The 22639-nt window shown below is 71.4% G+C and carries 21 protein-coding genes and 2 tRNA genes; 9 read left to right on the plus strand and 14 right to left on the minus strand.

The window, feature by feature from the left end; genetic code table 11:
* The gene (locus ACFPMG_RS35015; RefSeq protein ID WP_377000758.1) at positions 1-1017 is read right to left on the minus strand and encodes a 4-(cytidine 5'-diphospho)-2-C-methyl-D-erythritol kinase; all 1017 of its coding nucleotides are present in this window, start codon (positions 1015-1017) and stop codon (positions 1-3) included.
* A gap of 333 nt (positions 1018-1350) precedes the next feature.
* Between ACFPMG_RS35015 and tyrS the strand changes: the two genes are divergently transcribed.
* Positions 1351-2637, plus strand: coding sequence for a tyrosine--tRNA ligase (gene tyrS / locus ACFPMG_RS35020; RefSeq protein ID WP_377000760.1), 1287 nt, complete (start codon positions 1351-1353; stop codon positions 2635-2637).
* Between the two features lie 26 nt (positions 2638-2663).
* Here tyrS and ACFPMG_RS35025 read toward each other — a convergent pair whose 3' ends face one another.
* From ACFPMG_RS35025 to ACFPMG_RS35040, 4 genes are all read right to left on the minus strand, one after another.
* Positions 2664-5582, minus strand: a complete 2919-nt coding sequence (locus ACFPMG_RS35025) for a PAS domain S-box protein (protein ID WP_377000762.1) — start codon at positions 5580-5582, stop codon at positions 2664-2666.
* 254 nt (positions 5583-5836) lie between these two features.
* Positions 5837-6421, minus strand: coding sequence for a carbonic anhydrase (locus ACFPMG_RS35030; RefSeq protein ID WP_377000764.1), 585 nt, complete (start codon positions 6419-6421; stop codon positions 5837-5839).
* Between the two features lie 269 nt (positions 6422-6690).
* The gene (locus ACFPMG_RS35035) at positions 6691-6864 is read right to left on the minus strand and encodes a hypothetical protein (protein ID WP_155903579.1); all 174 of its coding nucleotides are present in this window, start codon (positions 6862-6864) and stop codon (positions 6691-6693) included.
* A 249-nt stretch (positions 6865-7113) separates the two neighbouring features.
* Positions 7114-8286, minus strand: a complete 1173-nt coding sequence (locus ACFPMG_RS35040) for a mandelate racemase/muconate lactonizing enzyme family protein (protein ID WP_040135106.1) — start codon at positions 8284-8286, stop codon at positions 7114-7116.
* A 138-nt stretch (positions 8287-8424) separates the two neighbouring features.
* On the opposite strand from ACFPMG_RS35040, the gene ACFPMG_RS35045 reads away from it, so the two are divergent.
* Positions 8425-9348, plus strand: a complete 924-nt coding sequence (locus tag ACFPMG_RS35045; RefSeq protein ID WP_377000766.1) for a LysR family transcriptional regulator — start codon at positions 8425-8427, stop codon at positions 9346-9348.
* Positions 9345-9986: a glutathione S-transferase family protein gene (locus ACFPMG_RS35050; RefSeq protein WP_377000768.1), complete on the plus strand. Its 642-nt coding sequence runs from the start codon at positions 9345-9347 to the stop codon at positions 9984-9986. Before ACFPMG_RS35045 ends, ACFPMG_RS35050 begins: the two co-directional genes overlap by 4 nt.
* A 63-nt stretch (positions 9987-10049) precedes the next feature.
* Here ACFPMG_RS35050 and ACFPMG_RS35055 read toward each other — a convergent pair whose 3' ends face one another.
* Positions 10050-10187 carry a hypothetical protein gene (locus ACFPMG_RS35055; RefSeq protein ID WP_377000770.1) on the minus strand — a complete coding sequence of 46 codons (138 nt, stop codon included), beginning with the start codon at positions 10185-10187 and terminating at the stop codon, positions 10050-10052.
* Positions 10188-10433: 246 nt separating this feature from the next.
* Between ACFPMG_RS35055 and ACFPMG_RS35060 the strand changes: the two genes are divergently transcribed.
* Both ACFPMG_RS35060 and ACFPMG_RS35065 read left to right on the plus strand, forming a co-directional pair.
* On the plus strand, positions 10434-11432 hold the full coding sequence (locus ACFPMG_RS35060; RefSeq protein ID WP_377000772.1) for an MBL fold metallo-hydrolase: 999 nt from the start codon (positions 10434-10436) through the stop codon (positions 11430-11432).
* A gap of 117 nt (positions 11433-11549) precedes the next feature.
* Complete coding sequence (locus ACFPMG_RS35065) at positions 11550-11756, plus strand: hypothetical protein (RefSeq protein ID WP_377000774.1); 207 nt, start codon at positions 11550-11552, stop codon at positions 11754-11756.
* Positions 11757-11764: 8 nt separating this feature from the next.
* Here the strand turns inward: ACFPMG_RS35065 and ACFPMG_RS35070 are convergent, their stop codons facing one another.
* Positions 11765-12343: a hypothetical protein gene (locus ACFPMG_RS35070; RefSeq protein WP_377000776.1), complete on the minus strand. Its 579-nt coding sequence runs from the start codon at positions 12341-12343 to the stop codon at positions 11765-11767.
* A gap of 213 nt (positions 12344-12556) precedes the next feature.
* On the opposite strand from ACFPMG_RS35070, the gene ACFPMG_RS35075 reads away from it, so the two are divergent.
* Positions 12557-12632, plus strand: a tRNA-Asn gene (locus ACFPMG_RS35075).
* A gap of 4 nt (positions 12633-12636) precedes the next feature.
* Positions 12637-12713 (plus strand) — tRNA-Asp (locus tag ACFPMG_RS35080).
* Positions 12714-12748: 35 nt separating this feature from the next.
* On the opposite strand, the gene ACFPMG_RS35085 is transcribed toward ACFPMG_RS35080, so the two are convergent.
* The 7 genes from ACFPMG_RS35085 to ACFPMG_RS35115 all read right to left on the minus strand — a co-directional run bounded on the left by ACFPMG_RS35085 (position 12749) and on the right by ACFPMG_RS35115 (position 20088).
* Positions 12749-13354, minus strand: a complete 606-nt coding sequence (locus tag ACFPMG_RS35085) for a hypothetical protein (protein ID WP_377000778.1) — start codon at positions 13352-13354, stop codon at positions 12749-12751.
* 185 nt (positions 13355-13539) lie between these two features.
* A complete protein-coding gene (locus ACFPMG_RS35090; RefSeq protein WP_377000780.1) occupies positions 13540-14958 on the minus strand; it encodes an alginate export family protein in 1419 nt (472 codons plus the stop codon).
* Positions 14955-16577, minus strand: a complete 1623-nt coding sequence (locus ACFPMG_RS35095) for an MFS transporter (protein ID WP_377000782.1) — start codon at positions 16575-16577, stop codon at positions 14955-14957. Before ACFPMG_RS35095 ends, ACFPMG_RS35090 begins: the two co-directional genes overlap by 4 nt.
* Positions 16574-17029, minus strand: coding sequence for a DoxX family protein (locus tag ACFPMG_RS35100; RefSeq protein WP_377000784.1), 456 nt, complete (start codon positions 17027-17029; stop codon positions 16574-16576). The genes ACFPMG_RS35095 and ACFPMG_RS35100 overlap by 4 nt, the downstream gene beginning before the upstream one ends.
* Before the next feature lie 15 nt (positions 17030-17044).
* On the minus strand, positions 17045-18997 hold the full coding sequence (locus ACFPMG_RS35105) for an amidohydrolase (RefSeq protein WP_377000786.1): 1953 nt from the start codon (positions 18995-18997) through the stop codon (positions 17045-17047).
* Positions 18994-19290 (minus strand): XapX domain-containing protein, encoded by a 297-nt coding sequence (locus tag ACFPMG_RS35110; protein WP_377000788.1) that lies wholly within the window; start codon positions 19288-19290, stop codon positions 18994-18996. The genes ACFPMG_RS35105 and ACFPMG_RS35110 overlap by 4 nt, the downstream gene beginning before the upstream one ends.
* A gap of 126 nt (positions 19291-19416) precedes the next feature.
* The gene (locus ACFPMG_RS35115; RefSeq protein WP_014197758.1) at positions 19417-20088 is read right to left on the minus strand and encodes a hydrolase; all 672 of its coding nucleotides are present in this window, start codon (positions 20086-20088) and stop codon (positions 19417-19419) included.
* 258 nt (positions 20089-20346) lie between these two features.
* On the opposite strand from ACFPMG_RS35115, the gene ACFPMG_RS35120 reads away from it, so the two are divergent.
* Together ACFPMG_RS35120 and ACFPMG_RS35125 are read left to right on the plus strand one after the other, a co-directional pair.
* Positions 20347-21975 (plus strand): sensor histidine kinase, encoded by a 1629-nt coding sequence (locus ACFPMG_RS35120; protein ID WP_377000790.1) that lies wholly within the window; start codon positions 20347-20349, stop codon positions 21973-21975.
* A complete protein-coding gene (locus ACFPMG_RS35125) occupies positions 21972-22628 on the plus strand; it encodes a response regulator transcription factor (RefSeq protein WP_377000792.1) in 657 nt (218 codons plus the stop codon). Before ACFPMG_RS35120 ends, ACFPMG_RS35125 begins: the two co-directional genes overlap by 4 nt.
* Positions 22629-22639 lie beyond the last annotated feature (11 nt).

The raw sequence follows: 22639 nt of genomic DNA on the forward strand, positions 1-22639 counted from the left end.
TCAACCGACGCCCCAGCCGCCGGTGTCCGGGAAGGGGACCGGCGGCGCCGGGGCCGTGGTGACCGCGGACGGTGCCGTCAAGCCCTTGGGCAGCGGCGGCGCGTCCACCGGGGTCGGCAGCAGCCGGGCGGCCTTCGCCCACCAGCGCGGCTGTGCGGCCTGAATCGAGCGGGCCGCGGCGGCGGCGTGCTCCGCATCGGCGTAGAGGCCGAAGCAGGTCGCGCCGCTGCCCGACAGGCGGGCGAGCAGGCAGCCGTCCGTGCCGTCCAGCGCCGCCAGCACATCGGCGATCACCGGAGCGACGGTCAGCGCCGGCTCGGTCAGGTCGTTGCGCCGCTCCCTCAGCAGCGCGCCCAGCGCCGCGGCGTCGGCGGGCGCCCCGGTGAAGCGGGCCGGGGCGGAGAAGGCCCCCTGGCGAGCCTTGAACACCGCGGGGGTCGGCACCGGCACGCCGGGGTTGACCAGCACCGCGAAGGTCTCCGGCAGGGCCGGCGCTTCCTCCAGCACCTCCCCCACGCCGCCGAAATAGCAGCTCCGCCCGGCGACGCAGACCGGCACGTCGGCGCCCAGCGACGCCGCGACCTCGTAGAGGCGCTGGTCGGTCACCGCCACGCCCCACAGCCGGGCCAGGGCGCGCAGCGTCGCAGCGGCGTCCGCCGAACCGCCACCGATTCCGGAGGCGATGGGCAGAACCTTTTCCAGCGCGATCATCGCGTCAGCCTCGCGCCCCAGCCGGGCGGCCAGCGCGTGGGCGGCACGGATGACGAGGTTCTGCGCCGGGTTCTCACCCATCAGCGCCGGGCCGAAGGGACCGGAGATGGCCAGCCTGGGCCCGACCGGCGGCAGGTCGACCCCGCGCAACGCGATCCGCGCCACGCCCGGCTGCACCGTGACCCGGTCCGCCACCTCGGCGAAGGCGACGAGGCTGTCCAATTCGTGATAGCCGTCGTCCCGGCGGCCCACCACATGCAGATAGAGGTTCAGCTTGGCCGGCGCGGCTTCGGCGATGGCGCTCATGGTCAGGTCCCCGAAAACGAAAAGCCCTTCCTCCCGACGGGGGGAAGACGGGTTTTATGCGGCATGGCCACGGCGAGCGCCAGAGCCCTGGTGCCCGGCCGCCGGACAAACGGGATGAGCAGGGCGCGTCATCCGCCTTGACGCCCCGCCCCGGCGCGCCTAGCTTTCCGGCCATGACGACGCGCACGCACCACTTCAGCCGTTATTATCCGCTGCTCCCATAGGGCGGCGCGTTCAGTCTTGACCACATGAACCATGCCGCCGCTGACCGGCGGCATGTGCTTCGACAGATGATCTCCGGGACGCGGCCCTTCCCTTCCGGAGACCAGCACCATGGCGACCCCCGCCGCTTCCAGCCCTTTCCAGTCCGACTTCCTGCGCGTGCTCGACGAGCGCGGATTCCTGCACCAGGGCAGCGACCTGTCGGGCCTCGACGCCCTGCTGCGCCAGGGGCCGGTCGGCGCCTACATCGGCTTCGACGCCACGGCGGACAGCCTGCATGTCGGGCATCTCGTCTCGATCATGGTGCTGCGCTGGTTCCAGAAGACCGGCAACCGGCCCGTCGTGCTGATCGGCGGCGGCACCACACGCATCGGCGACCCCAGCTTCCGCGACACCAGCCGCCCCATGCTGGATGACGCGCAGATCGCCGCCAACATGGCCGGCATCGGCCGGGCCTTCGCCCAGTACCTGTCCTTCGGCAATGCCCCCTTGGGGAATGGGCCGAGCGGCGCGGTGATGGTCGACAACGCCGACTGGCTGGACGAGTTGCGCTACATCCCGATGCTGCGCGACATCGGGCGCCATTTCACCGTCAACCGGATGCTGAGCTTCGATTCCGTCAAGCTGCGGCTCGACCGCGAGCAGCCGCTGACCTTCCTGGAGTTCAACTACATGATCCTCCAGGCCTTCGACTTCCTGGAACTGTCGCGCCGCCACGGCTGCCGGCTGCAGATGGGCGGGTCGGACCAGTGGGGCAACATCGTCAACGGGATCGAGTTGGCCCGCCGCGTCGACGGGACGGAGCTGTTCGGCCTGACCACGCCGCTGCTGACCACCGCGTCGGGCGCCAAGATGGGCAAGACGGCAGCCGGCGCGGTGTGGCTGAACGCCGACCGGCGCAGCCCGCACGACTTCTGGCAGTTCTGGCGCAACACGGAGGACGCCGACGTCGGCCGCTTCCTGCGCCTGTTCACCGAGCTGCCGCTAGACGAGATCGCCCGGCTGGAAGCGCTCCAGGGATCGGAGATCAACGAGGCCAAGAAGATCCTCGCCCATGAGGCCACGGCTCTCTGCCACGGGCCTGCGGCGGCGGCCGAGGCCGGAGAGACCGCCCGCCGCGTCTTCGAGGAGGCCGGGGCCGGCGGCGGCCTGCCGACGGTGGAGGCCGCCCGCGCCGACCTCGCCGCCGGCGTCCGTCTGGCCGACCTGCTGGCCGCATCCGGGCTCGCCGAATCCAAGGGGGCGGCGCGGCGGCTGATCCGCGACGGCGGGGCGCGGGTGAACGGCACCCCCGTCACCGACGAGGCGGCGCTGCTGACCGCGGCGGACCTCGACGGCGAGGGACTCATCCGCCTGTCCGCCGGCCGCAAGCGCCACGCACTGGTCCAGGCGCGCTGAAGGCGCGCCGAAGAAGCCGGGCGCCCTCAGCGGCCCCCGGCTTCGGCCACCACCTGCTTCAGGTGATGGGACGACACCGGCTTGTGCAGGATGGCGAAGCCGCTGCGCTGGGCCTCGACGATGCGTTCGGGGGCGGTGTCGCCGGTCAGGATGATGCTGGGAATCGACGCCCGGCAATGGGCGTGGATGGCGCGCAACGCCTCCGGCCCGGTCTTGCCGTGGCGCAGCCGGTAGTCGGCCAGGATCACGTCCGGCCGCCGCCCGGCCTCGTCGAGCAGGCGGATCGCCTCGTCCCCGGCGGTGGCGGCGATGACCTCGTAGCCCCAGCCCTCCAGCATGGCGCGCAGCCCCATCAGGATGATCACCTCGTCGTCGATGATCAGGACGAGCCGGCACCCGCCGCCCTCCGTCCGGCCGACCGCGGGAACCGTCGTTACGGCGGGCCTCGGCGGCTCGGCGGCGGGCACGGTGACCAGGAAGGTCGATCCGCTGCCCGGCCGCGACCGCAGGACCACGGAATGGCCGAGCAGCGCGCACAGCCGCCGCACGATGGCGAGGCCAAGGCCCAGCCCCTTCTCGCGGTCGCGCTCCGGATTGCCGAGCTGGGTAAACTCCTCGAAGATGTCCTCCTGGCGGTCCGGCGGGATGCCGGCGCCGCTGTCGCACACGGCGATGTGAAAGCGGCGGCGCGACCGCCGCACGCCCAGCAGCACCCCGCCCCGCCCGGTGTAGCGCAGCGCGTTGTCCAGCAGGTTGCGGACGACCCGCTCCAGCAGCATGGGGTCGCTGCGCGCGTGCAGCGTGGTCGGGACGACGCGCAGGGTCAGGCCGCGCCGCGCCGCCTCCGGCGCGTATTCGGCGGCGAGGCGCTCGAAGAGGGGCTGGATCGCCACGGTGGTGGTCACCGGCTCGACCACCCCGGCGTCGAGCTTGGAGATGTCCAGCAACCCGTCGAGCAGGCGCTTGAGCGCCTCCAGCGCCTGCTGCATGGTCTTCAGCGTATCGTGGCCCGGACCGCCCTGCGTCTGCTCGCCCAGCGCCGAGGTGAGGAAGAACAGCGACTGCACCGGCTGGCGCAGGTCGTGGCTGGCCGCGGCGAGGAAACGCGACTTCGCCCGGTTGGCACGCTCCGCCTGGTCCTTGGCGCGGCGCAGCGCCGACTCGGTGCGCTTGCGCTCGGTGATGTCGCGCAGAATGGCCGTGAAGAAGCGGTCGTCACCGTCGCTCCAGGTCGACAGCGACAGCTCCAGCGGCACCGCCAGCCCGTCGCGGCGCCGCCCCTCCACTTCGCGGGCGACTCCGTCGGCCAGCCGGTCCGGGCTGAGAGGCTCCGAAATCAGGCCGCCCGGGATGAGCCGGCGCACGTCCGTTCCGACCGCATCGGCCGGGCAATGACCGAAGATGCGCTCCGCGCCACGGTTGAAGGTGTGCACCGTGCCCTTGGCGTCCACCAGAAGGATCGCGTCGGCGGCGGTTTCCAGCAAGGAGCGGTGGCGCTCCACAGCCCGCCGGATGGCGCGTTCGTCCTCCTTGCGGCGGGTCACGTCCTGGGCGTAGACAGCCAGCCGGTCGCCGGTTGCGAACAGGCGCAGGGCGTACCAATCGCCACCGGCCCGTTTCTCGTCACCGACCAGCCGGATTTCGAATTCTTCCGGCTCTCCCCGGTCCAGAGCGTCGCGGAAGCGCGCGGTGAAGGGCTCGGCCACGCCGGGCGGCAGCAGAGCCACGAAGACGTGCCCCACGAGGTCCCCACCGTCGCCGAACAGGCGCGCCGCCTTTTCGTTGGCGAAGGTCACGCGGCCCTCATGGTCCAGTTCCACCACCGCGTCGGTGGAGGCGGCGAGGATCGCGGCCATGCGGTGTTCGGCGGCGTGGGCGGCGTCGCGGGCCTGCTCCCGCGCCTGAAGCTCCTGCGCCATCGAGTCGAAGGCGCGGCCCAAGGCACCGATCTCCGAGCGGTCGCCCGGCCGTCCGATCCGCGCGTTGCGGTCCCCGGCGCTCCAGCGCTCGACCACCCGCTTCAGCCGGGCCACCGGACGCAGCACGAACAGGCGCGCGCCCATCCAGGCCGCCATGAGGGACAGCGCCGCCGCCAGCGCCAGCAGGAAGGCGCTCCGCTCGGCCGCGGCGGTGACGTGGCGCAACGCCTCCGTCCGATCCAGCCCGACCGCCAGGAACAGCTCGCGGACCTTCTGGTCCACCGGGGCGTAGGCCAGTATCCGCGGCTCCCCGTCGAGGCCGGGCAGTTCGGCAACGCCGTCGGACGGCGCGCGCAGCAAGGCCATCAGCGGTTCAGGCAGCGGCTTGCCCACCTGCTGGTCGTCGCTGCCGGGAAAGCGGCCCAGCATGGTACCGTTGCGGTCGGCCAGCACCAGCATGGCGTTCGGCGGCAACGGCTTCTCCGCCAGATACTCACGCAGCCATCCGGCGTCGAGCGCGATGGACACCACCCCCGCCATGCGCCCCGCCCCGTCGGTGTAGGGCGCCGCGAAGGGCAGCACGGGGCGCCCGTCCGATCGCCGCACCGCGTAGTCGCCGACGACGAAGCCCTGCCCGTACAACGCCATGCGGATGTGCGGCAGCGCCGCCACCATCAAGCCGTTCAGCTTCGAATCGCTGGCGCAACGGACCGAGCCGTCGAGGTCGGTCAGGGCGATGCCCTTCACCCGCGGCAGCCGGCCGCGCAGGCGGTTCAGGGTGGAGGAGCATTGCTGCGGGTCGACGGCGAGCCGCGGCGCCATCTCGGCCACCGTCACCAGCACGCCGCGCATGCCCTCCACGACCCGCTGCTGCTCGTCCTGGATCAGGGTCAGAAGGCGGCGGGCCTCGGCCTCGGCCTGCCGCTCCCCCGCCTCGATGGCGGTCAGGCTGTTGTGGGCCAGGATGCCGATGGCCGGCAGGCTGGCGAGGAGGACGAGCAGGACAAGGCGTGTGAGAATGCTCATCGGCAGCCCGGGAACAGCACGGCGGAAGGGAACGGCACGACCCTGCACTTCCCAAGGGACGCATGGCACCCCGGGTCCGATGCACGCCGTCGTATCCGCGGCAGCGGTGCCCCGCTACCCCGCCGGCCACATCCTTACCTTGCGTTTACCAAATGGAGGGACCGCGCTCAACCGACTATTTCGCATACGAATTATAAAGGCGCCGGAGCGACGGGCACCCGATGCCCCGGCGCCGCAGGATTGTCCGCCCGTCCTCAGGCGGATTCGGCGATGGACTCGACGCTGCCGTCGAGCGCCATGAGCAGCAGTTCCACCTCCAGACCGGGATGCCGCGCCTTGATCGCGGCGCCCAGCGCGCGGAGTTGCTCGGCGTGGGCGGCGGTTTCCTTTTCCGGATCCGCCGCGACGTCCGTTTTCAGGAAGACGCGGTAGGCGCCGCAGTCGCGGTGGTCCATGACCATCACGCGCTTGATCCGGTGCAGTTGCCTGGCGACCGCCACATGGTCCCAGAAGGCCTCGCCCCACGCCTTCTTCTGGTCGGTCAGGGCGCCCAGTGACGCGCCGGCCAGGATCACATGGTCGTAGCGGTTGGTCAGCCCGCGCCCGTCCATGTAGCGGCCGATGTCGTCGATCAGCCGGTAATCCATGCAGGAGAGCAGAAGCGCGTCCACCTCGCCACCGGGCTGGGCGGCGCGGGCAACGCCGGGAGCCAGGGGCGCCATCAGCGCAGCCCCGGCGCCCAGCGTGGCGATCTTCAGAAAGGTCCGGCGGGAGTCGTGCCGAAGGCCGCCGCAACAGGTCGAGCCGAAGTCAATTCCGGTGCTTTGTCGGTACTGCATGAGGTCTCCACGTCGTTGAGGCTTCGTGGGGCCGAACGCCCGTGGAAACCGCAGTACCTCACCGCCCCGGCCGCGGCACCGACTTGGAGAATCTCTTTCGTGGAATAGAAGGCCACAACTTGATGACAGGATTATCCAGGCAATCCGGATGGAAGCTCTTGGCTTTATAACCCGGCAGCTTCATTGGACGGGCCTGAAAGGAAACGGGCCGCTTCCCAGGTGGGAAACGGCCCGTTCGGCATGGTGCTGCCGGTGTTGCGTTGCTGGTATCAGCCGCGGGTGCTGCCCGAAGCCCGGTCGCCGGTGGCGACCGTGTCGCTGGCCGGCTTTTGCGTGCCGGCGCTGGCGCTGTGGCTGGAGGAGCAGTCCGCGCTGGCGACCCCCGCCGTCAGGAGGGCGGCGAGACCGAACAGAACGGCTACCGGCTTGGCTCCATGAGACATTGGATCACCTCCTTTCAAATCTGTTGAACACCGCAACAGCATGTGAGGACGATCCGACGCGAGTCAACGCCTTATACCGCCCGTACAGGGTGCGAGCCCCTCTCCCGCCCCGGGAGAGGGTGGCCCGGAGGGCCGGGTGAGGGTCTCACGAGAATCAAGGCGCCGGTCCTTGCCTGCACCCTCACCCTTCCCACGCTTCGCGCGGGCCCCTTCCCTCTCCCGGGGCGGGAGAGGGTGTGGCAAGTCCGATCACGCCGTCTCCAACGCCTCCCGCATGGTGCGGAACAGCTCCGCCTTGTCCTCGAAGCCGATGCCCGGCAACTCCGGCAGCCGCACGCGCCCATCCTCGACCGCGATGCTGTCGGCGAAGCCGCAGAAGGGCTTGAACACGTCCGGGTAGGACTCGTTGCCGCCCAGATGCAGGCCGGCGGCGATGTTCAGCGACATCTGGTGGCCGCCGTGCGGCACGACGCGGCGGCTCGACCAGCCGTTCTCCGCCAGCATGTCCAGGGTGCGCATGTACTCGACGAGGCCGTAGCTGAGCGCGCAGTCGAACTGCAGCCAGTCGCGGTCCGGGCGCATGCCGCCGTGGCGGATCAGGTTGCGGGCGTCCTGGTGGCTGAACAGGTTCTCGCCGGTCGCCATGGGGCGGTCATAGTGGTTCGCCAGCTCGGCCTGGAGTGCGTAGTCGAGCGGGTCGCCGGCCTCCTCGTACCAGAAGAGATTGTAGGGCTTCAGCGCCTCGGCGTAGGCGATGGCGGTCTTCAGGTCGAAGCGGCCGTTGGCGTCGACGCAGAGGTTCCGGCCGTCGCCGACCACCTCCAGCACCGCCTCGATGCGGCGCAGGTCGTCCTCCAGCGAGGTGGCGCCGATCTTCATCTTCACGACCTTGTAGCCGCGGTCGCGGTAGCTGCGCATCTCGTCCTGGAGTGCCTCCACCCCCTTGCCGGGGTAGTAGTAGCCGCCCGCGGCGTAGACCCAGACCGACTCGTCGGCCACGCCGCCGCGGTAGCGGTCGGCGAGCAGGCGGTAGAGCGGCTTTCCGGCGATCTTCGCCACGGCGTCCCACACCGCCATGTCGATGGTGCCCACCGCGACCGAGCGTTCGCCGTGGCCGCCCGGCTTCTCGTTGGTCATCAACCGCGCCCAGATCCTGAACGGGTCGAGGTTGCCGTTCGCCTCGTCGATCAGGCTGTCCGGGGCGGCCGACGTCAGGCGGGGGATGAAGCGCTCCCGCATCAGGCCGCCGGCGCCGTAGCGGCCGTTGGAGTTGAAGCCGTAGCCGATCACCGGCTTGCCGTCGCGCACCACGTCGGTGATGACCGCCACGGTGGAGCAGGTCATCTGGCTGAAGTCGATGTAGGCGTTGGCGATGTCGGACTTGATGCCGACGGTCTTTTCCCGGATCTCGACGATGCGCATGGCGCTGCTTCCCCTTGGCTTTTCCGATGCCCTGGGCCGCAGGATAGGGATGGACGGGACCGCCGGGCCAATGCCAGTTTCAAATCGCATGATGCGCATCCGGCATGGGCTGACGGAATATTGGCTGGCGGAACAGCGATGGAACTGAACTGGCTTGAGGACTTCCTCGCCCTGGCGGAGTGCGGCAACTTCTCCCGCGCGGCGCAGCGGCGCAACCTGACCCAGCCGGCCTTCAGCCGCCGCATCCGCGCGCTGGAGGACTGGACCGGCACGCCGCTGTTCGACCGCAGCACCCAGCCGGTCGGGCTGACCGAGGCCGGGCGCCGCTTCCGCCCCTTCGCCGACGAGACGGTGCGCCGCCTCCTGCAAGGGCGGGAGGAGGCGCGGCTGGCCGGCGGCGCGGCGGCCACGGCGCTGCGCTTCGCGGCGACCCACGCGCTGTCGCTGACCTTCTTCCCGGCCTGGCTGAGCCGGCTGGAGGGACAGGCGCGGCTGGGCGCCATCCACCTGCTGTCCGACAGCATGCAGGCCTGCGAGCAGGTGATGACGCAGGGGCAGGCGCAGTTCCTGCTGTGCCACGCCCACGCGGCGGCCCCCTCCCGGCTGGAGGCCGGGGGCTTCCGCTCGGCCGCGGTGGGAAGCGACCGTCTGGTGCCGGTCTGCGCGCCGGACGGGGAGGGCGCGCCGCGGTACGCCCTGGCCGGCGGCGGGACCGTCCTGCCCCATCTCGCCTACAGCCCGGAATCGGGCATGGGGCGCATCGTCACGGCGGCGCGCGCCGGCTTTCCGGCGCCTCTGGCGCTCGATACCGTCTTCACCTCGCACCTCGCCGCGGTGCTGCGCACGCTGGCCCGCGACGGGCGCGGGGTGGTGTGGTTGCCGGACAGCCTGATCGGCGAAGATTTGGCGCAGGGACGGCTGGTGCGGGCCGGCGGGGCGGGTTGGGAAATCCCGGTGGAGGTGCGGCTCTACCGCCCGCGCGCGCGCCAGAGCCCGGCAGCGGAAGCCTTCTGGGCTTTGGCGGCGGAACAGGCACCCCAAGACGGAAGGGATCGGGAATGAGCGGAGCGGACTACAGGCTCTATGGGGCGCCCGGCTGGGGGTCCGTCCTGACGGAAGCCATGCTGGTCCAGTGCGGCGTCCCCTTCGTCTTCGAGGATGTCGCGGGCTTCGACGCGCAGGGCGGGGCGCGGCAGCGGCTGCTGGCGCTGAACCCGCTGGGGCAGATCCCGACGCTGGTCCTGCCGGACGGGACGGTGATGACGGAAAGCGCGGCCATCGCGCTGCTGCTGGCCGAGCGGCACCCAGGCGCCGGACTGGCCCCGCCGCCGGACGCGCCGGAGCGAGCCACCTTCCTGCGGCTGCTGGTCTGGCTGGTGGCAAACGTCTACCCGACCTTCACCTACGGCGACTATCCGGAGCGCTGGGTGACGGAGGCCCCGGAGACACTCGGCGCGGCGATGGTGGAGCAGCGCAAGACGCTGTGGCTCTGGCTGGAATCGCAACTGGGCGGCGGCCCGTGGGTGCTGGGGGAGCGCTTCAGCGCGCTCGACATCTACGTCGGGGCGATGGTGCATTGGCGGCCCCGCCGCGCCTGGTTCGCGGAGCATTGCCCAAAGCTCTCGGGCGTGGCGGAGCGGGTGCTGGCCCTGCCGAACCTGGAACCGGTCTGGAGCCGGAACTTCACGCCGGCATCCTGAACCGGGAAGCACCGAGTTCATACGACACGGGGGGCGACCACTGGGCCGCCCCCCGTTTCACAATCAGCGCTCGCTGAGGGCGCGATACACGATGTAGGCCGGAGTCGCGCGCAGCCAGGCGGCGAGGAATTCGCGGACGGCCTGGAGGGCGGAGGACTGGGCGCGGTCGTTGCCGATGTGGCTGTAGGTCGAGCTGTTCATGATGGTCTCCAATCGTTGGGAGGCGTTATCGGGGGCGTTGTTCGTTGAGACCAATATGCTCTGGTATACCTAATACCACACGCGCGCTTCTTGCAGGGCAGACCCCAAAAAATGCAACGCTTTCAATGCTTTAATCATCTGACATTCCGCCATGGAAACTGTTTGCTGCGCGGACACGAAATTCTTGCCGCATCGCGGCAGGCGGCAGCCTAGCCAAGGCCGCCGCACCACCCCACTTCTGGTGTCATGCCGCGCGACGACAGCCAGCCCCGCTTTCCCGCCGTCCCGTCCGACCACTGGGACGGGCGCCGTTTCTTCAACCCCCACGCCGACACGGACAAGAGCCCGCGCGAGTTGTGGCGGCTCTACAAGGCGCGCGGCCCGCGCTGGACGCCGCCGGACCCGGAGCCGCCCCGCCCTTTCCGCGCCGTCACCCCGGCGCGGGGCGAGGTCGCGGTGACCTTCATCGGGCAGGCGACCTTCCTGATCCAGATCGGCGGGGCGGCCTTCCTGACCGACCCCGTCTATTCCGACCATGCCGGCCCCTTCGGGCGGCTGGGGCCGAAGCGGGTGCGCCCGCCGGCGGTGCGCATGGAGGATTTGCCGGCCATCGACGCGGTGCTGCTCAGCCACAACCACTACGATCATCTCGACGCCCCGACGCTCCGCGATCTGGCGCGACGGCGCGGCGTTCCGCAGGTGATGACGGGGCTGGGCAACGGCCCGATGATGCGCCGGGCCGGCTTCGACGCGGTGCACGAGCTTGACTGGTGGGACAGCCTGCCCGGCCCGCACGGCACCCGGATCACCTTCGTCCCGGCGCAGCACTGGTCCGCCCGCACCCCCTTTGACCGGCGCCGGACGCTGTGGGGCGGATTCGTGGTGGAGACGCCGGAGGCCGCCGTCTATTTCGCGGGGGACAGCGGCTATTGCCCGCATTTCCGGGAGATCGGGCGGCGGTTCGGCGCCATCGACGTCGCCCTGCTGCCGATCGGCGCCTACGAGCCGCGCTGGTTCATGGCCGCCCAGCACATGAACCCGGCCGACGCCGTGCGGGCTCACCGCGACCTGGGGGCGCGGCACAGCGTCGCCATGCATTTCGGCACCTTCCAGCTGACCGCCGAGGGCATCGACGCTCCCATCCGGGCGCTGCACCACGCCCTGGCCGAGCAAGCGGTCGATTCAAGTCATTTCGCCATTCCCGGCTTCGGCGAACCCATGCGCTTCCGCCGCCCTTCGGCCTAATGGCGAAGGGGAGGATTCGCCCAGCGGCCTATGGCGCAAGCGTCATGGACGGGACCGGGCGGATCGGAGTAACGCCATGAGGGACAGCACCCACCACACAGGCGGAGCCGGGCGTAAATGCAGTTGGAAATCAATGCCTTCGTCAGTTCCCTCGGCAGCGAATCGGACCACGGCCCCGACGCGCTGGAGCGGGTGCGGGACAGCATGCGGTCCCTGGCGGACACGCTCGCCGCGCTGAACCTGGGCATCGTTCTGGAAGTGCGCGACGTGCAGCGTTTGCAGACCGTCGCCCGCATCGTGCAGGCCGACACGCCGAACCGGTAACCGGGCGCCTACCGCCGCAGCGGGCAGGCCCGGCGGGCCAGCCGGGCGTTCAGGTCGCCGGTTTCCACCACCGGCTCACCCTGGCTGCGCATCACGAAGCCGAAGGTGTCCATCACGCGGTCCAGGACGATTTCCTGGTCGTCCGGACGGCGGCTGACCATCACCACGGCGTAGCCGGCGGACCGGGCCACCGCCGGTTCGCCGCGCAGGCCGCGCACGCCCCAGCCGACCAGCGCGCTCTTGCAGCGGAACAGCTCCACCGACAGGCCGGCGCCGCCGGTCGCCCCGGCCACCACATAGCCGGCGGCCACCGCCAGCGGGGCGAGCAGCCCGTCCCAGTCCAGGCAGTCCTCCCGCGACACCCACATGCCGCCGACCGAGCAGGGGGCGGCGCCGATGGCCTCGCCCAGCCCGGCGCGGAAGGCGCGCAACACCTCCACCGCATCCGTCGCGGGCATCGGCTCCACCCGGTTGCCGTCCGGCATCAGCATCAGCCGCCCGGCCCACTCGGTGGAGGGGGGAAGCTGTTCGGTGAGGCGGGCGAGGAGGGCTTCGCGCGCCTGGGCGAAGGGAACGACCTTGGACATGGGGAACAGGGACCAGCGGCAGGTGACGGGAACCGGGGCCGGAAGGAAGCGAAAGCCGCGCCCGCTGTCAACCGGCGCGCGAGGCCTTCGCCACATTTCGGCCCCATTGTCACGGCCCTGCACCGCCGCCGCGGGCGCAGCACGGAAAATCCTGCCAGCCGTTCGATTTCCCCTTGCCAGCCCCCGGAAAGGGGCTTATAAGCCGGCCTCCGTTCCGGATTAGCTCAGTCGGTAGAGCAGCGGACTGTTAATCCGCGTGTCGCTGGTTCGAGTCCAGCATCCGGAGCCATATAGCGGGTGTAGCTCAGTTGGTTAGAGCGCCGGCCTGTCACGCCGGAGGCCGCGGGTTCAAGTCCCGTCACTCGCGCCACCTTCCCTCATCGGTGGCTTTCTCCCTTCCCCTCTTCATCGCATCACGGTGACCGTGGCGGCCTCCGTCCGGCTGATCACCACCTCGTCGCCGGGCTTCACCGTCTCCAGCCCCTGCACCTCCGGCGGGACCGGAACCGTGCGCGTCCGTCCCTGCGGCCCGCGCAGCGTGACCGTCCGCCGGCCGAGGTCGATGGCCTCGACGACCTCCGTCACCTGGGTGGTGGTGATCGCCGACGCCCGCGGCATCTCGCCGACCGCAGCGCGGTCCGTGCTGCTCCGCTGAATGGCGCCCGGTCCGCCGCCCGGCGGCTGGGTAACGATGTTGGTCAGGCGGGCGTACTCGATCTGCACGGTGTCCCCGACCTTGATGCGGTTGAAGTTCCGCACTTCGCTTCCGGCGGTCACCGCCTCCTCCCGCCCATCCGGGAATTGCAGGATCACCGTCCGGGCCGCCTTGTCGATGCCGCGGACCTTGGCGGCGGAGCGGACGTTCTCGACCATGGACAGCCGGGGCGTCGGCTCGACGCTCGCCGGGGCCATGGCGGCGGACGGCGGCGCGGTTTCGGACGCCGGCGCACAGCCCGCCAGGACCGCGCCGCTCAGGAACACCGCCAGGACGGCGCGGGTTTGGTGCTTCATGGGATCGCCTCCACCTCTTCTGGGACCGGCTTCCGGGCGTATGTCCGGTTCGCTTTGGTCCGGTTCGGGCGCAGGAACGGCGCGGTCGCACGGATGTTCCGCATCCCGACCCCGCTGGCGGGTGCAACTTACCGTAAGTTCGCCCCTCGATCCGTCCGGCGGATGGCCGCCATCACCCGGAGGGGTCAGAATTTGAACACCGCCTCCATCCCGACGAAGTGGATCGTCTTCGCGGGGCCGGTGTCCTGAAGGAAGGAGCCGGGCTGGAACAGCGAGTAGGACAGCAGCCCCTCGACCGTGCGCCCGGCCGCGTAGGACAGAACGAGTTCCCCCTGCGTACCGATGTGGCGCGACCGCGACCCGGCGCCGGAGCGGAGCAGGTTCCCGGACAGGTCGTAGACGCCGTCCTCCAGGCTCATCCTCCAGTAGGCGATGGCCGAGGCGGACAGGCTGACGTCGTCCGACAGCGCCACATCCACGGAGGGATGCAGGTTCATCAGGTTCAGCGGCCCGACCGGGGTCAGCTCCCCGAAATACTTCGCGCGGGGGAAGAGGGGGTTGAAGGTGCCCAGCCGCCCGTCGCCGGGATCGCGGTCGCCGCTGGCGATGTTGGCCTTCAGCCCGAGCCGCGGGCGCAGTGGGACGCCGTCCCAGCGGTGGCCGGTGTCGCTGGCGACCGACCATGCGGCGATGGTGTCACCCCCTGTATTCGGGCCATCGATGCGGCCCGTCTGGAGCATCGCCTCCCAGTTCCAGTCCCAGCCGTCGGCCTTGCCAAACAGGCGGGTGCCGAAGGTATGCCGCTCTTCCCGCCCCTGCCCGCCCTCGAAGGACGCCGCCCGGTTGCCGTAGCCGATGTAGTAGGCGTCCAGCCCCGTACCCCAGCCCGACCCCTCGCCGTGCGTGGCGTACAGCCCCCAGGCGGAGCGCCCGCCGTCGCGCCGGTCGTCGAACAGGTCGGGCGCCGCGCGGACCGGGCGGCCGAGGAAGCCGTCCACCCGCCAGGGGCCGGATTGCACGATGCCCGTCACCGCGTCGAAGGCGCGCGGCACGTTGGCGCCGTAGCGCAGGCTGATCAACCGTTCCGATCCGTAGGCGAGCATCTGGCGCCCCGCCCGCAGCGTGCCCTGCGCGTCTCCCAGCGGGACGGAGAGGTCGGCGAAGCCCTGCAGCAGGTCGGTGCGATCGACGTCCGGCGCTCCCTCCGGCCCGAGTTTGCCCGCCGAGCCGGCCATGATCAGCTGCCCGAAGGCGCGCAGGGCCGGGCCGACGCGCAGATCGGCGTAGGGCAGCAGGCGCCACAGGCCGTAGGCGTCGTTCCTCGGCTCATCCTGCCCCCAGCCGCTGTTGCGCACGGCCTCGCCGCGCAGCCGCGCCTCCAGGCCGGTGGACAGGGAGACCGTGCCGCCGGGGGTGAGCGGGATCGCCTTGAACCGTTCCCAGAAGGCGCCGCTGCCCGCCGCGGGGTCGAGGAGGTAGCGGTAATCCTCGTCGTAACGGCTGTTGGTCAGCGGCGGGGGCGGCGTCTCCGCAGGGGTCTCCGCGGGGGCTGGGGCGGACTGGAGCAGCAGAGCCGCGACCAGCGCCCCGCGCCACCGCCTCACGAGGCCGGCCCCGCATGGTGCTCCAGCGCCAGGAAATGCGACACCCGCGGCGGGCCGTCGCCGCGGTGGAAGGCCAGCGCCTCCTTCTGCACGTCCGCGTCGGCGTGCGACACCCGGCGGTGCTGGTGTTGGTGCTCGGCCCAGGATTCGACGAAGAACCACTCCAGCACCCGCTCCGGATCGCCGGAATCCTGGCTGACGCCCCAGGCGTAGGCGCCGTCCCGCCGTCGCGCCTCCGACAGGCGGCGCAGCGCGGCGTGGAAGGCGTGCTGGTCGGCGGTGGCCACCCGGTACTCGATGGTGATGAGCACCGGACCGCGGTCGTTGCGCACCGGCTCGGCGGTCAGCGGCTCCGGCCAATGGTTGGACGGGGTGAGGTCGGCCTCGCCCTCCGGCAGCGGCACGGCACGGGAGAGCACCGCGACGGCGAGCAGCCCGGCGGCGCTGACCCACAGGGTGGCGGGCACGCCGATGCCGTCGGCCAGCGCGCCCCAGCCGAGGCTGCCCGCCGTCAGGGCGCCGTTGAACACGGTCAGGTACAGCGCCAGCCCACGCCCGCGCACCCAGTTGGGCAGGATGGCCTGGGTGGTGGCGCTCAGCGTCGTCAGGACGGCGATCCAGGCCGCCCCGGCGCCCAGCAGGACCGGCAGGGCCAGCCAGCGCGGCGGCGCCAGGGCCAGGATGCCCATGACGACGGCGGTGACCAGCGCGGCGGCCAGCATCAGGCCGTCCGCCCCAAGACGCTCGCGCAGGCGCGGCAGGACGGTCGCGCCACCGATCGCCCCCGCCCCCACGGCGCCGAGCAGAAGGCCGTAGAAGCCCGGCCCGCCGCCCAGCATCGGCCCGGCGACGATGGGCAGCAGGGCCCACAGCGCGCTGGCGCAGGCGAAGAACAGGCCGGCGCGCAGGAAGACGCGGTGCAGCTCCTTGCTGGCGCGGGCGTAGCGCAGCCCGGCGCGCAGCGCGCCGCCGAACTGCTCCGACAGATCGTCGCGGGGGTCGGGGGTGCGCCGCCACCACAGCAGGGCGGCGATGACGATGATGTAGGAACTCACGTCCACCGCGTAGGTGGCGGCGGCCCCGGCGGCGGCCAGGATGGCGCCGCCCGCCGCCGGGCCGATGGCGCGGGCGATGTTGATGCCCAGGCTGTTCAGCGCGACGGCGCCCTTCAGCTCGCCGCGCGGCACCAGCTCCGGCACGATGGACTGCCAGACCGGCGCCATCAGCGCCGCCCCGACCCCGCCGAGGAAGGTCAGCCCGGCGATGGAGGCCACGCTGGCGACGCCCAGCCACGCCTGGATCATCAGCGCGGCGCTGACGCAGGCGAGCAGGCACTGGATGACGATCAGCATCCGCCGCCGGTCCATAATGTCCGACAGCACCCCCGCCGGGATCGCCAGCAGGAAGATGGGCAGCGAGCCCGCCGCCTGGATCAGCGCGACGGTGGAGGGCGATCCCGACAGGTCGAGCACCAGCCACGCGCTCGCCACGTCGCGCATGAAGGTGCCGACGTTGCCCAGCACGGCCGCCACCCACAGCACGGCGAACAGCCGGTTGCTCAGCGGCGCGAAGGCTCCAGCGGGCTTTTTCCCGGGGTTCGGGACGGCCTCGGCGGTCATGCGCGCCCTCCCCGGCGGCGGGAGTCGCGATGGGTCAGCACCGCCGCCGCCGCGAAGCCGCCGACGATGGCCAGATGCTCCAGGAAGGTGGCGGTCTGCCGCGCGCGGTCCGGTCCGTCATAGGTCCAGAAGGCGTGGGCGAGCAGCGTGGCGACCACCGTAAAGCCGGCGAGAATCCCGGCGCCGAGCCAGCACCAGCGCCGCGTCAGGAACAGCGCCGACCCGCCGAGCTGGGTGACGATCACCGCCACCGCGACGAGGACCGGCAGGCCGAGCCCCAGCCCCGCCGCCTCGGCCACGGCGCCGTTGAAGTCCGTCAGCTTGACCAGCCCGCTGACCAGAAAGGGCGCCGCCAGCGCGAGGCGGGCGAGCCAGGCGGTCCCCGGCCAGTCGAGCAGGGCGGCTACCGGCGCAGCGGCGGCGTCCTTGCGCGTGGAGAGGGTGTCGGCCATCGTTGCGTTCCCCCCTCAGACCGCCCAGCAGCCGCAGCCGAACACGCCCCAGAAGCTGCGCGCGTCCGCCGAAGGCACGTCGGCGCCCAGCGCCGCCGCGTGGTCGTGGCCGTGCACGGCGCAGCCGGAGTGGCAACCGCACTCCGCCGCCTGCCGCTGCACCGTCTTGGGATCGCGGTGATAGCCGCCGACCGTGGCGACCGGCGACCAGTCGGGCATCGGCTTGGGCAGCGGCGGGGCAAGCTTATCGTAATCGCCCTCGCCATGCACCACGGCGCCGCCCAGCAGGGTCAGGACGGAGCGGATGTGGGGGATGCGGTCCTCCGGCACGGCCATGTAGTCGTCGCTGAGCAGCGCCGCGTCGGCAAGCTGCCCGGCCTCGATCCGGCCCTTCTTGCCCTGCTCGTTGGAGAACCAGGTGTTGGCCTCCGTCCACAGGCGCAGCGCCGTCTCGCGGTCCAGGCGGTTGGCCATCAGGTAGAGCGACAGCCCGCCCACCGTCTTGCCGGTGACCAGCCAGGACAGCGAGACCCAGGGGTTGTAGCTGGCCACGCGGGTGGCGTCCGTCCCGCCGCCCACCGGCACCCCGGCGGCCATCATCTTCGCGATGGGCGGCGTGGCCTCGGCGGCCTCGGCGCCGTAGCGCTCCACGAAATACTCGCCCTGATAGGCCATGCGGTGCTGCACGGCGATGCCGCCGCCAAGCGCCGCGATGCGGTCGATGTTGCGGTCGCTGATCGTCTCGGCGTGGTCGAAGAACCAGTTCAGCCCTTGCAGCGGGATGTCGCGGTTGACCTTCTCGAAGACGTCGAGCGCCCGCCCGATGGTCTCGTCGTAGGTGGCGTGCAGCCGCCACGGCCAGCGCCGCTCGGCCAGCAGGCGCACCACCGGCTCCAGGTCCGTCTCCATGTTGGGCGGCATCTCGGGCCGGGCGACGCGGAAGTCCTCGAAATCGGCGGCCGAATAGACCAGCATCTCCCCCGCCCCGTTCAGGCGGTAGCGGTCGTCGCCGTCGCCCGGCTTGACCGTGTCCGACCAGGTGGCGAAGTCCTGCAACTCCTCCTTCGGCTTCTGGGTGAACAGATTGTAGGCGATGCGCAGGGTCATCTCGCCGTCGGCGTGCAGCTTCTCGATGATCGCGTAGTCGTCGGGGTAGTTCTGGAAGCCGCCGCCGGCGTCGATCACGCTGGTCACGCCCAGACTGTTCAGCTCGCGCATGAAGTGGCGGGTGGAGTTGACCTGATACTCCTCCGGCAGCTTCGGCCCCTTGGCGAGGGTGGAGTAGAGGATCATCGCGTTGGGCAGGGCGAGCAGCAGGCCGGTCGGGTTGCCCGCGGCGTCGCGCTGGATCTCGCCGCCCGGCGGGTTGGGCGTGTCCTTGCCGTAGCCCACCGCGCGCAGCGCCGCGGCGTTCAGCAGCGCGCGGTCGTAGAGGTGCAGGATGAAGACCGGCGTGTCGGGGGCGGCGGCGTTGAGTTCCTCCAGCGTCGGCAGGCGCTTCTCGGCGAACTGGTGCTCGGTGAAGCCGCCGACGACGCGCACCCATTGCGGCGCGGGGGTGCGGGCCACCTGGGCGCGCAGCATCGCCATGGCGTCGGCCAGCGTCGGCACGCCGTCCCAGCGCAGCTCCATGTTGTAGTTCAGGCCGCCGCGGATGACGTGGATGTGGCTGTCGATCAGGCCGGGAATCAGGCGGCGCCCCTTGGCGTCGATCACCGCGGCGTCGGGAGATGCTGCGGCGCGCACCTCGGCCTCCCGCCCCACGGCGAGGAAGCGCCCGTCGCGGATCGCCACGGCGTCGGCCTGCGGGTTGGCGCGGTCGAGCGTCGTGATGCGGGCGTTGACGATCAGAAGGTCGGAAGAGGGCATGGCGGCATTCCCAAGGCGGGTGAGCAGGGGCGAGGCGAGCAGAGTGGCGGCGCTTCCGGCGATGGCGCCCCGGCGCCCGATGCCGGTGCGGCCGGTCATGCCCGGCCCCGCGGGGGTGCGTCCGCGGCCGGGGCCGGCGGGGTCGCGGCATCGGGAGCGCCGGCGCCGGCCTGCGGCCCCAGGATGTGGCGGGCGCAGTCGTTCTGGATGAAGGCCAGCACCGGCTGCCCGGCGATCAGCCGCTTGACCACCGGCACCGCCTGCTCGCCGACCAGCATGCCGAGCAGGCCGATCAAGGCGATGGTGGGCGGCGCCGGGGAGCGGACGCCGAGCAACGCGTAGAGGACGCCGACCAGGATGCCGGCGCCGAGGGAAAGCAGGTAAGGCATCATGGCGTGCCTGTTCTTCGTCCGGATGGGCGGGAAGAGACGGACCGACCCCGGGGAGGGTCGGGGCCGGTCCGCCGCGGCGCGGGGCATCGGGCGCCGCGAAGCAAGTGCCGGGGCTCGGCGCCGCGATCAGGCGGCGGCGCTGTGGCCACCTTCCGACGCCCCGAACATCGTCTTGGCGTAGATGATGCCCAGGCCATAGGCGCCGCCGTACTTCTTGGCGATGCCGGTGGTCATCTCGTAGGTCTCGGTGCGCGCCCAGTCGCGCTGCAGTTCCAGCATGTACTGGAGCGAGGTCATCGGACGGACGCCGGCCTGCACCATGCGGTCCATGGCGCGCTGGTGCGCCTCGACCGAGACGTCGCCGCAGGCGTCGGCGATGACGTAGACCTCGAAGCCCTGGTCCAGCGCCGACAGGGTCGGGCCGACGATGCAGACCGAGGTCCACAGGCCGCAGAAGACCAGCCGGGTCTTGCCCAGGCCGTTCACCCGCTTGATGACGTTGGCGTCCTCCCAGGTGTTCATGGAGGTGCGGTCGGTGACCTCCGCCCCCGGGAAGGCCTCGGTGATCTCGGAGAAGATCGGGCCGGAGAAGCTCTTTTCCGCGACCGTGGTCAGGATCGTCGAGACGCCGAAGCCGGCGGCGGCGTGGGCGACCAGCGCGGTGTTGGTGCGCAGCGTCGTGGCGTCGATCGAATGGGTCGCGAAGGCCATCTGCGACTGATGATCGATCATGATCAGCGCGTGGTCCTTCGGCGAGACGAGCAGTTTGCCGGGAGTCGCGGTGGCGGTGATGGTCATGTCTCTATCCCCGTTGTTTTTGGCGCCGGTGCCAATGGCGTTGCCTCTGACGATGTCTGTGGCCCGGCGGTGTGTCGAAGCATCGGTCAGGGACGGAGGACGGCGACATTGAACTTGCGTTTGCCGGCCCTATACCTTGGTATATCAGGCCAAGGCGCCGCTCGCCGCCGGTGACGGACGGGGTAAAGGACAGGGTTTGAGGCTTGAGGCTTGAGGGTTGAGGGCGGACGTGACCCGACGGGCGGGCGAGCGACGGTGATGCGCACGAGCGATGACCCCGGAGACCAGCGGTTTCTTCTGGCGACCCTGCCTCCGCGGGCGGGGCAGACGCGGCTGGCCATCGGCACGGTGGCCGGGCTTCTGGTCGCCCTGGCGGTGGCAGCCCCCTTCGCGCGCCTGACACTGGACGGGACGGCGGTCCTGCTGCCCGCCTACGCCACCGCGGTCCTGCTGACCGAGTTGATGACCGCCGTGCTGCTGTTCGCGCTCTACGCCACGCAGCGCACGCCGGCCCTGCTGGCGCTGGCCGCCGGCTACCTGACGACGGCGCTGCTGATCGTTCCCTGGGCGCTGACCTTCCCCGGGGTGTTCGCGCCGACCGGGCTGCTCGGCGCCAGCCTGCAGAGCACGGCCATCGTGGCCGCCGGACGCCGCCTCGGCCTGCCGCTGTTCATCCTCGCCTACGCGCTGCTCAAGGCGATGGAGGCCGGCCCGCGCGACGCGCACCGCCCGGCGCTGCCCGCCATCGCCGGCGGCATGGCGCTGGCGGCGACCCTGGCCGGGGGCCTCACCGCCTTCGCGCTGGCCGACGACGCCCTTCTGCCGCGGCTGATGATCGACACCATGCGGGAAACGCCGCTGTGGCGGGTCGTGCCGGTGACCGCGCTGGCGCTCTGCGCCGCCGCCCTGGCCGTCCTGTGGCGGCAGCGACGCTCCGTCCTGGACCTGTGGCTGATGGTCGTGCTGGGCGCATGGGCCATCGAGACCTGCCTGCTGAGCTTCATCAGCGCCGGGCGCTTCAGCGCCGGCTGGTGGTCGGGGCGGGTGTTCGGGCTCGCCGCCTCCAGCATCGTCCTGCTGGTCCTGCTGGCCGAGATGACCACGCTCTACGGGCGGCTGGTCCGCTCGGTGGCGGCGGAGCGGCGGGTGCGCGACGCCCGTCTGGCCAGCCTTGAGGCGCTCTCCGCCTCCATCGCGCACGAGGTCAACCAGCCGCTGGCGAGCATGGTCACCAACGCGGGCGCCGGTCTGCGCTGGCTGGACCGCCCGTCGCCCAACCTGATGGAGGTGCGGGCGGCGCTGAAGCGGATTTCCGACGACGGGCACCGCGCCGCGCGGGTGATCGCCTGCATCCGCGATTCCTTCCGCAAGGCGCCGCCCCAGCGCAGCCGGATGGACATCAACGGCGTGATCCGCAGCGCGCTGGACCGCACGGAGGGCGAGCGCCGCCTGAACCGCATCGCCGTGCGCACCGACCTTCAGCAGCGCCTGCCGGCGGTCAACGGCAGCGCCGTGCAGCTCGAACAGGTGCTGCTGAACCTGATCGCCAACGCCGACGACGCCATGGCCGCGGTCACCGACCGACCGCGCGTGCTGAGCATCCGCTCGCGCCGCCGCGGGCTCACGGACGTCATCGTGTCTGTGGAGGACACCGGCACCGGTCTGCAACCCGCCCAGGAGGAGCGACTGTTCGAACCTTTCTTCACCACCAAGGAGCATGGAATCGGCATGGGGCTGACCATCTGCCAGTCGATCGTGGAGGCCCATGGCGGCCGGTTGTGGGTGGCCGCCAACCAGCCCCACGGCGCCGTCTTCCGCTTCACCCTGCCCGCCGATGACGAGCCGGAGCGGCCGGAGGCCGGAGCGGCGCTGGAGCGGACGCCATGAGCGACCGTTCCATGTCCGACCGCCCCGCCATGGCCGTGGAAACGCCCTTCGTCGCCATCATCGACGACGATCCGTCCATCCGGGACTCGCTGGTCAGCCTGCTGCGCTCCGTCGGGCTGACCGCCCTGCCCTTCGCCTCGGCGCAGGAATTCCTGCAGCAGCGCCTGCCCGACGCGCCGGGCTGCCTCGTGCTCGACGTCCGGCTGCCCGGCCAGAGCGGGCTGGAGTTCCAGCGCGAGCTGACCGGGACCGACATCCATCTGCCGGTCGTCTTCATCACCGGCCACGGCGACATTCCCATGTCGGTGACGGCGATGAAGGCCGGCGCCGTCGAGTTCCTGGCCAAGCCCTTCCGCGATCAGGACCTGATCGACGCCGTCCACACCGGCATCGAGCGCGACCGCGACCGCCGCCGCACCCTGGACGTCCTCTGCGACCTTCGCGAGCGCTTCCGCAGCCTGACCCCGCGCGAGCGGGAGGTGATGCGGCTTGTCGCCGCCGGGCAGCTCAACAAGCAGATCGCCGCCGAGCTGCAGCTCAGCGAGATCACCGTGAAGGTCCACCGCGCCAACGTGATGCGCAAGATGCAGGCGCGGTCCCTGCCCGATCTGGTGCGCATCGCCGACAAGGTGACCCCCGCCGGCGACGCCTGACCGGTCCTTGC

The sequence above is a fragment of the Azospirillum himalayense genome (genome assembly GCF_042657465.1).
In the GTDB taxonomy this organism is placed as follows: Bacteria; Pseudomonadota; Alphaproteobacteria; order Azospirillales; family Azospirillaceae; genus Azospirillum; species Azospirillum himalayense.

Coding starts and splice junctions, on each gene's coding strand:
- ACFPMG_RS35015 (WP_377000758.1), bottom strand. CDS start 1,017: ATGAGCGCCATCGCCGAAGCCGCGCCGGCCAAGCTGAACCTCTATCTG.
- tyrS (WP_377000760.1), top strand. CDS start 1,351: ATGGCGACCCCCGCCGCTTCCAGCCCTTTCCAGTCCGACTTCCTGCGC.
- ACFPMG_RS35025 (WP_377000762.1), bottom strand. CDS start 5,582: ATGAGCATTCTCACACGCCTTGTCCTGCTCGTCCTCCTCGCCAGCCTG.
- ACFPMG_RS35030 (WP_377000764.1), bottom strand. CDS start 6,421: ATGCAGTACCGACAAAGCACCGGAATTGACTTCGGCTCGACCTGTTGC.
- ACFPMG_RS35035 (WP_155903579.1), bottom strand. CDS start 6,864: ATGTCTCATGGAGCCAAGCCGGTAGCCGTTCTGTTCGGTCTCGCCGCC.
- ACFPMG_RS35040 (WP_040135106.1), bottom strand. CDS start 8,286: ATGCGCATCGTCGAGATCCGGGAAAAGACCGTCGGCATCAAGTCCGAC.
- ACFPMG_RS35045 (WP_377000766.1), top strand. CDS start 8,425: ATGGAACTGAACTGGCTTGAGGACTTCCTCGCCCTGGCGGAGTGCGGC.
- ACFPMG_RS35050 (WP_377000768.1), top strand. CDS start 9,345: ATGAGCGGAGCGGACTACAGGCTCTATGGGGCGCCCGGCTGGGGGTCC.
- ACFPMG_RS35055 (WP_377000770.1), bottom strand. CDS start 10,187: ATGAACAGCTCGACCTACAGCCACATCGGCAACGACCGCGCCCAGTCC.
- ACFPMG_RS35060 (WP_377000772.1), top strand. CDS start 10,434: ATGCCGCGCGACGACAGCCAGCCCCGCTTTCCCGCCGTCCCGTCCGAC.
- ACFPMG_RS35065 (WP_377000774.1), top strand. CDS start 11,550: ATGCAGTTGGAAATCAATGCCTTCGTCAGTTCCCTCGGCAGCGAATCG.
- ACFPMG_RS35070 (WP_377000776.1), bottom strand. CDS start 12,343: ATGTCCAAGGTCGTTCCCTTCGCCCAGGCGCGCGAAGCCCTCCTCGCC.
- ACFPMG_RS35085 (WP_377000778.1), bottom strand. CDS start 13,354: ATGAAGCACCAAACCCGCGCCGTCCTGGCGGTGTTCCTGAGCGGCGCG.
- ACFPMG_RS35095 (WP_377000782.1), bottom strand. CDS start 16,577: ATGACCGCCGAGGCCGTCCCGAACCCCGGGAAAAAGCCCGCTGGAGCC.
- ACFPMG_RS35100 (WP_377000784.1), bottom strand. CDS start 17,029: ATGGCCGACACCCTCTCCACGCGCAAGGACGCCGCCGCTGCGCCGGTA.
- ACFPMG_RS35105 (WP_377000786.1), bottom strand. CDS start 18,997: ATGACCGGCCGCACCGGCATCGGGCGCCGGGGCGCCATCGCCGGAAGC.
- ACFPMG_RS35110 (WP_377000788.1), bottom strand. CDS start 19,290: ATGATGCCTTACCTGCTTTCCCTCGGCGCCGGCATCCTGGTCGGCGTC.
- ACFPMG_RS35115 (WP_014197758.1), bottom strand. CDS start 20,088: ATGACCATCACCGCCACCGCGACTCCCGGCAAACTGCTCGTCTCGCCG.
- ACFPMG_RS35120 (WP_377000790.1), top strand. CDS start 20,347: ATGCGCACGAGCGATGACCCCGGAGACCAGCGGTTTCTTCTGGCGACC.
- ACFPMG_RS35125 (WP_377000792.1), top strand. CDS start 21,972: ATGAGCGACCGTTCCATGTCCGACCGCCCCGCCATGGCCGTGGAAACG.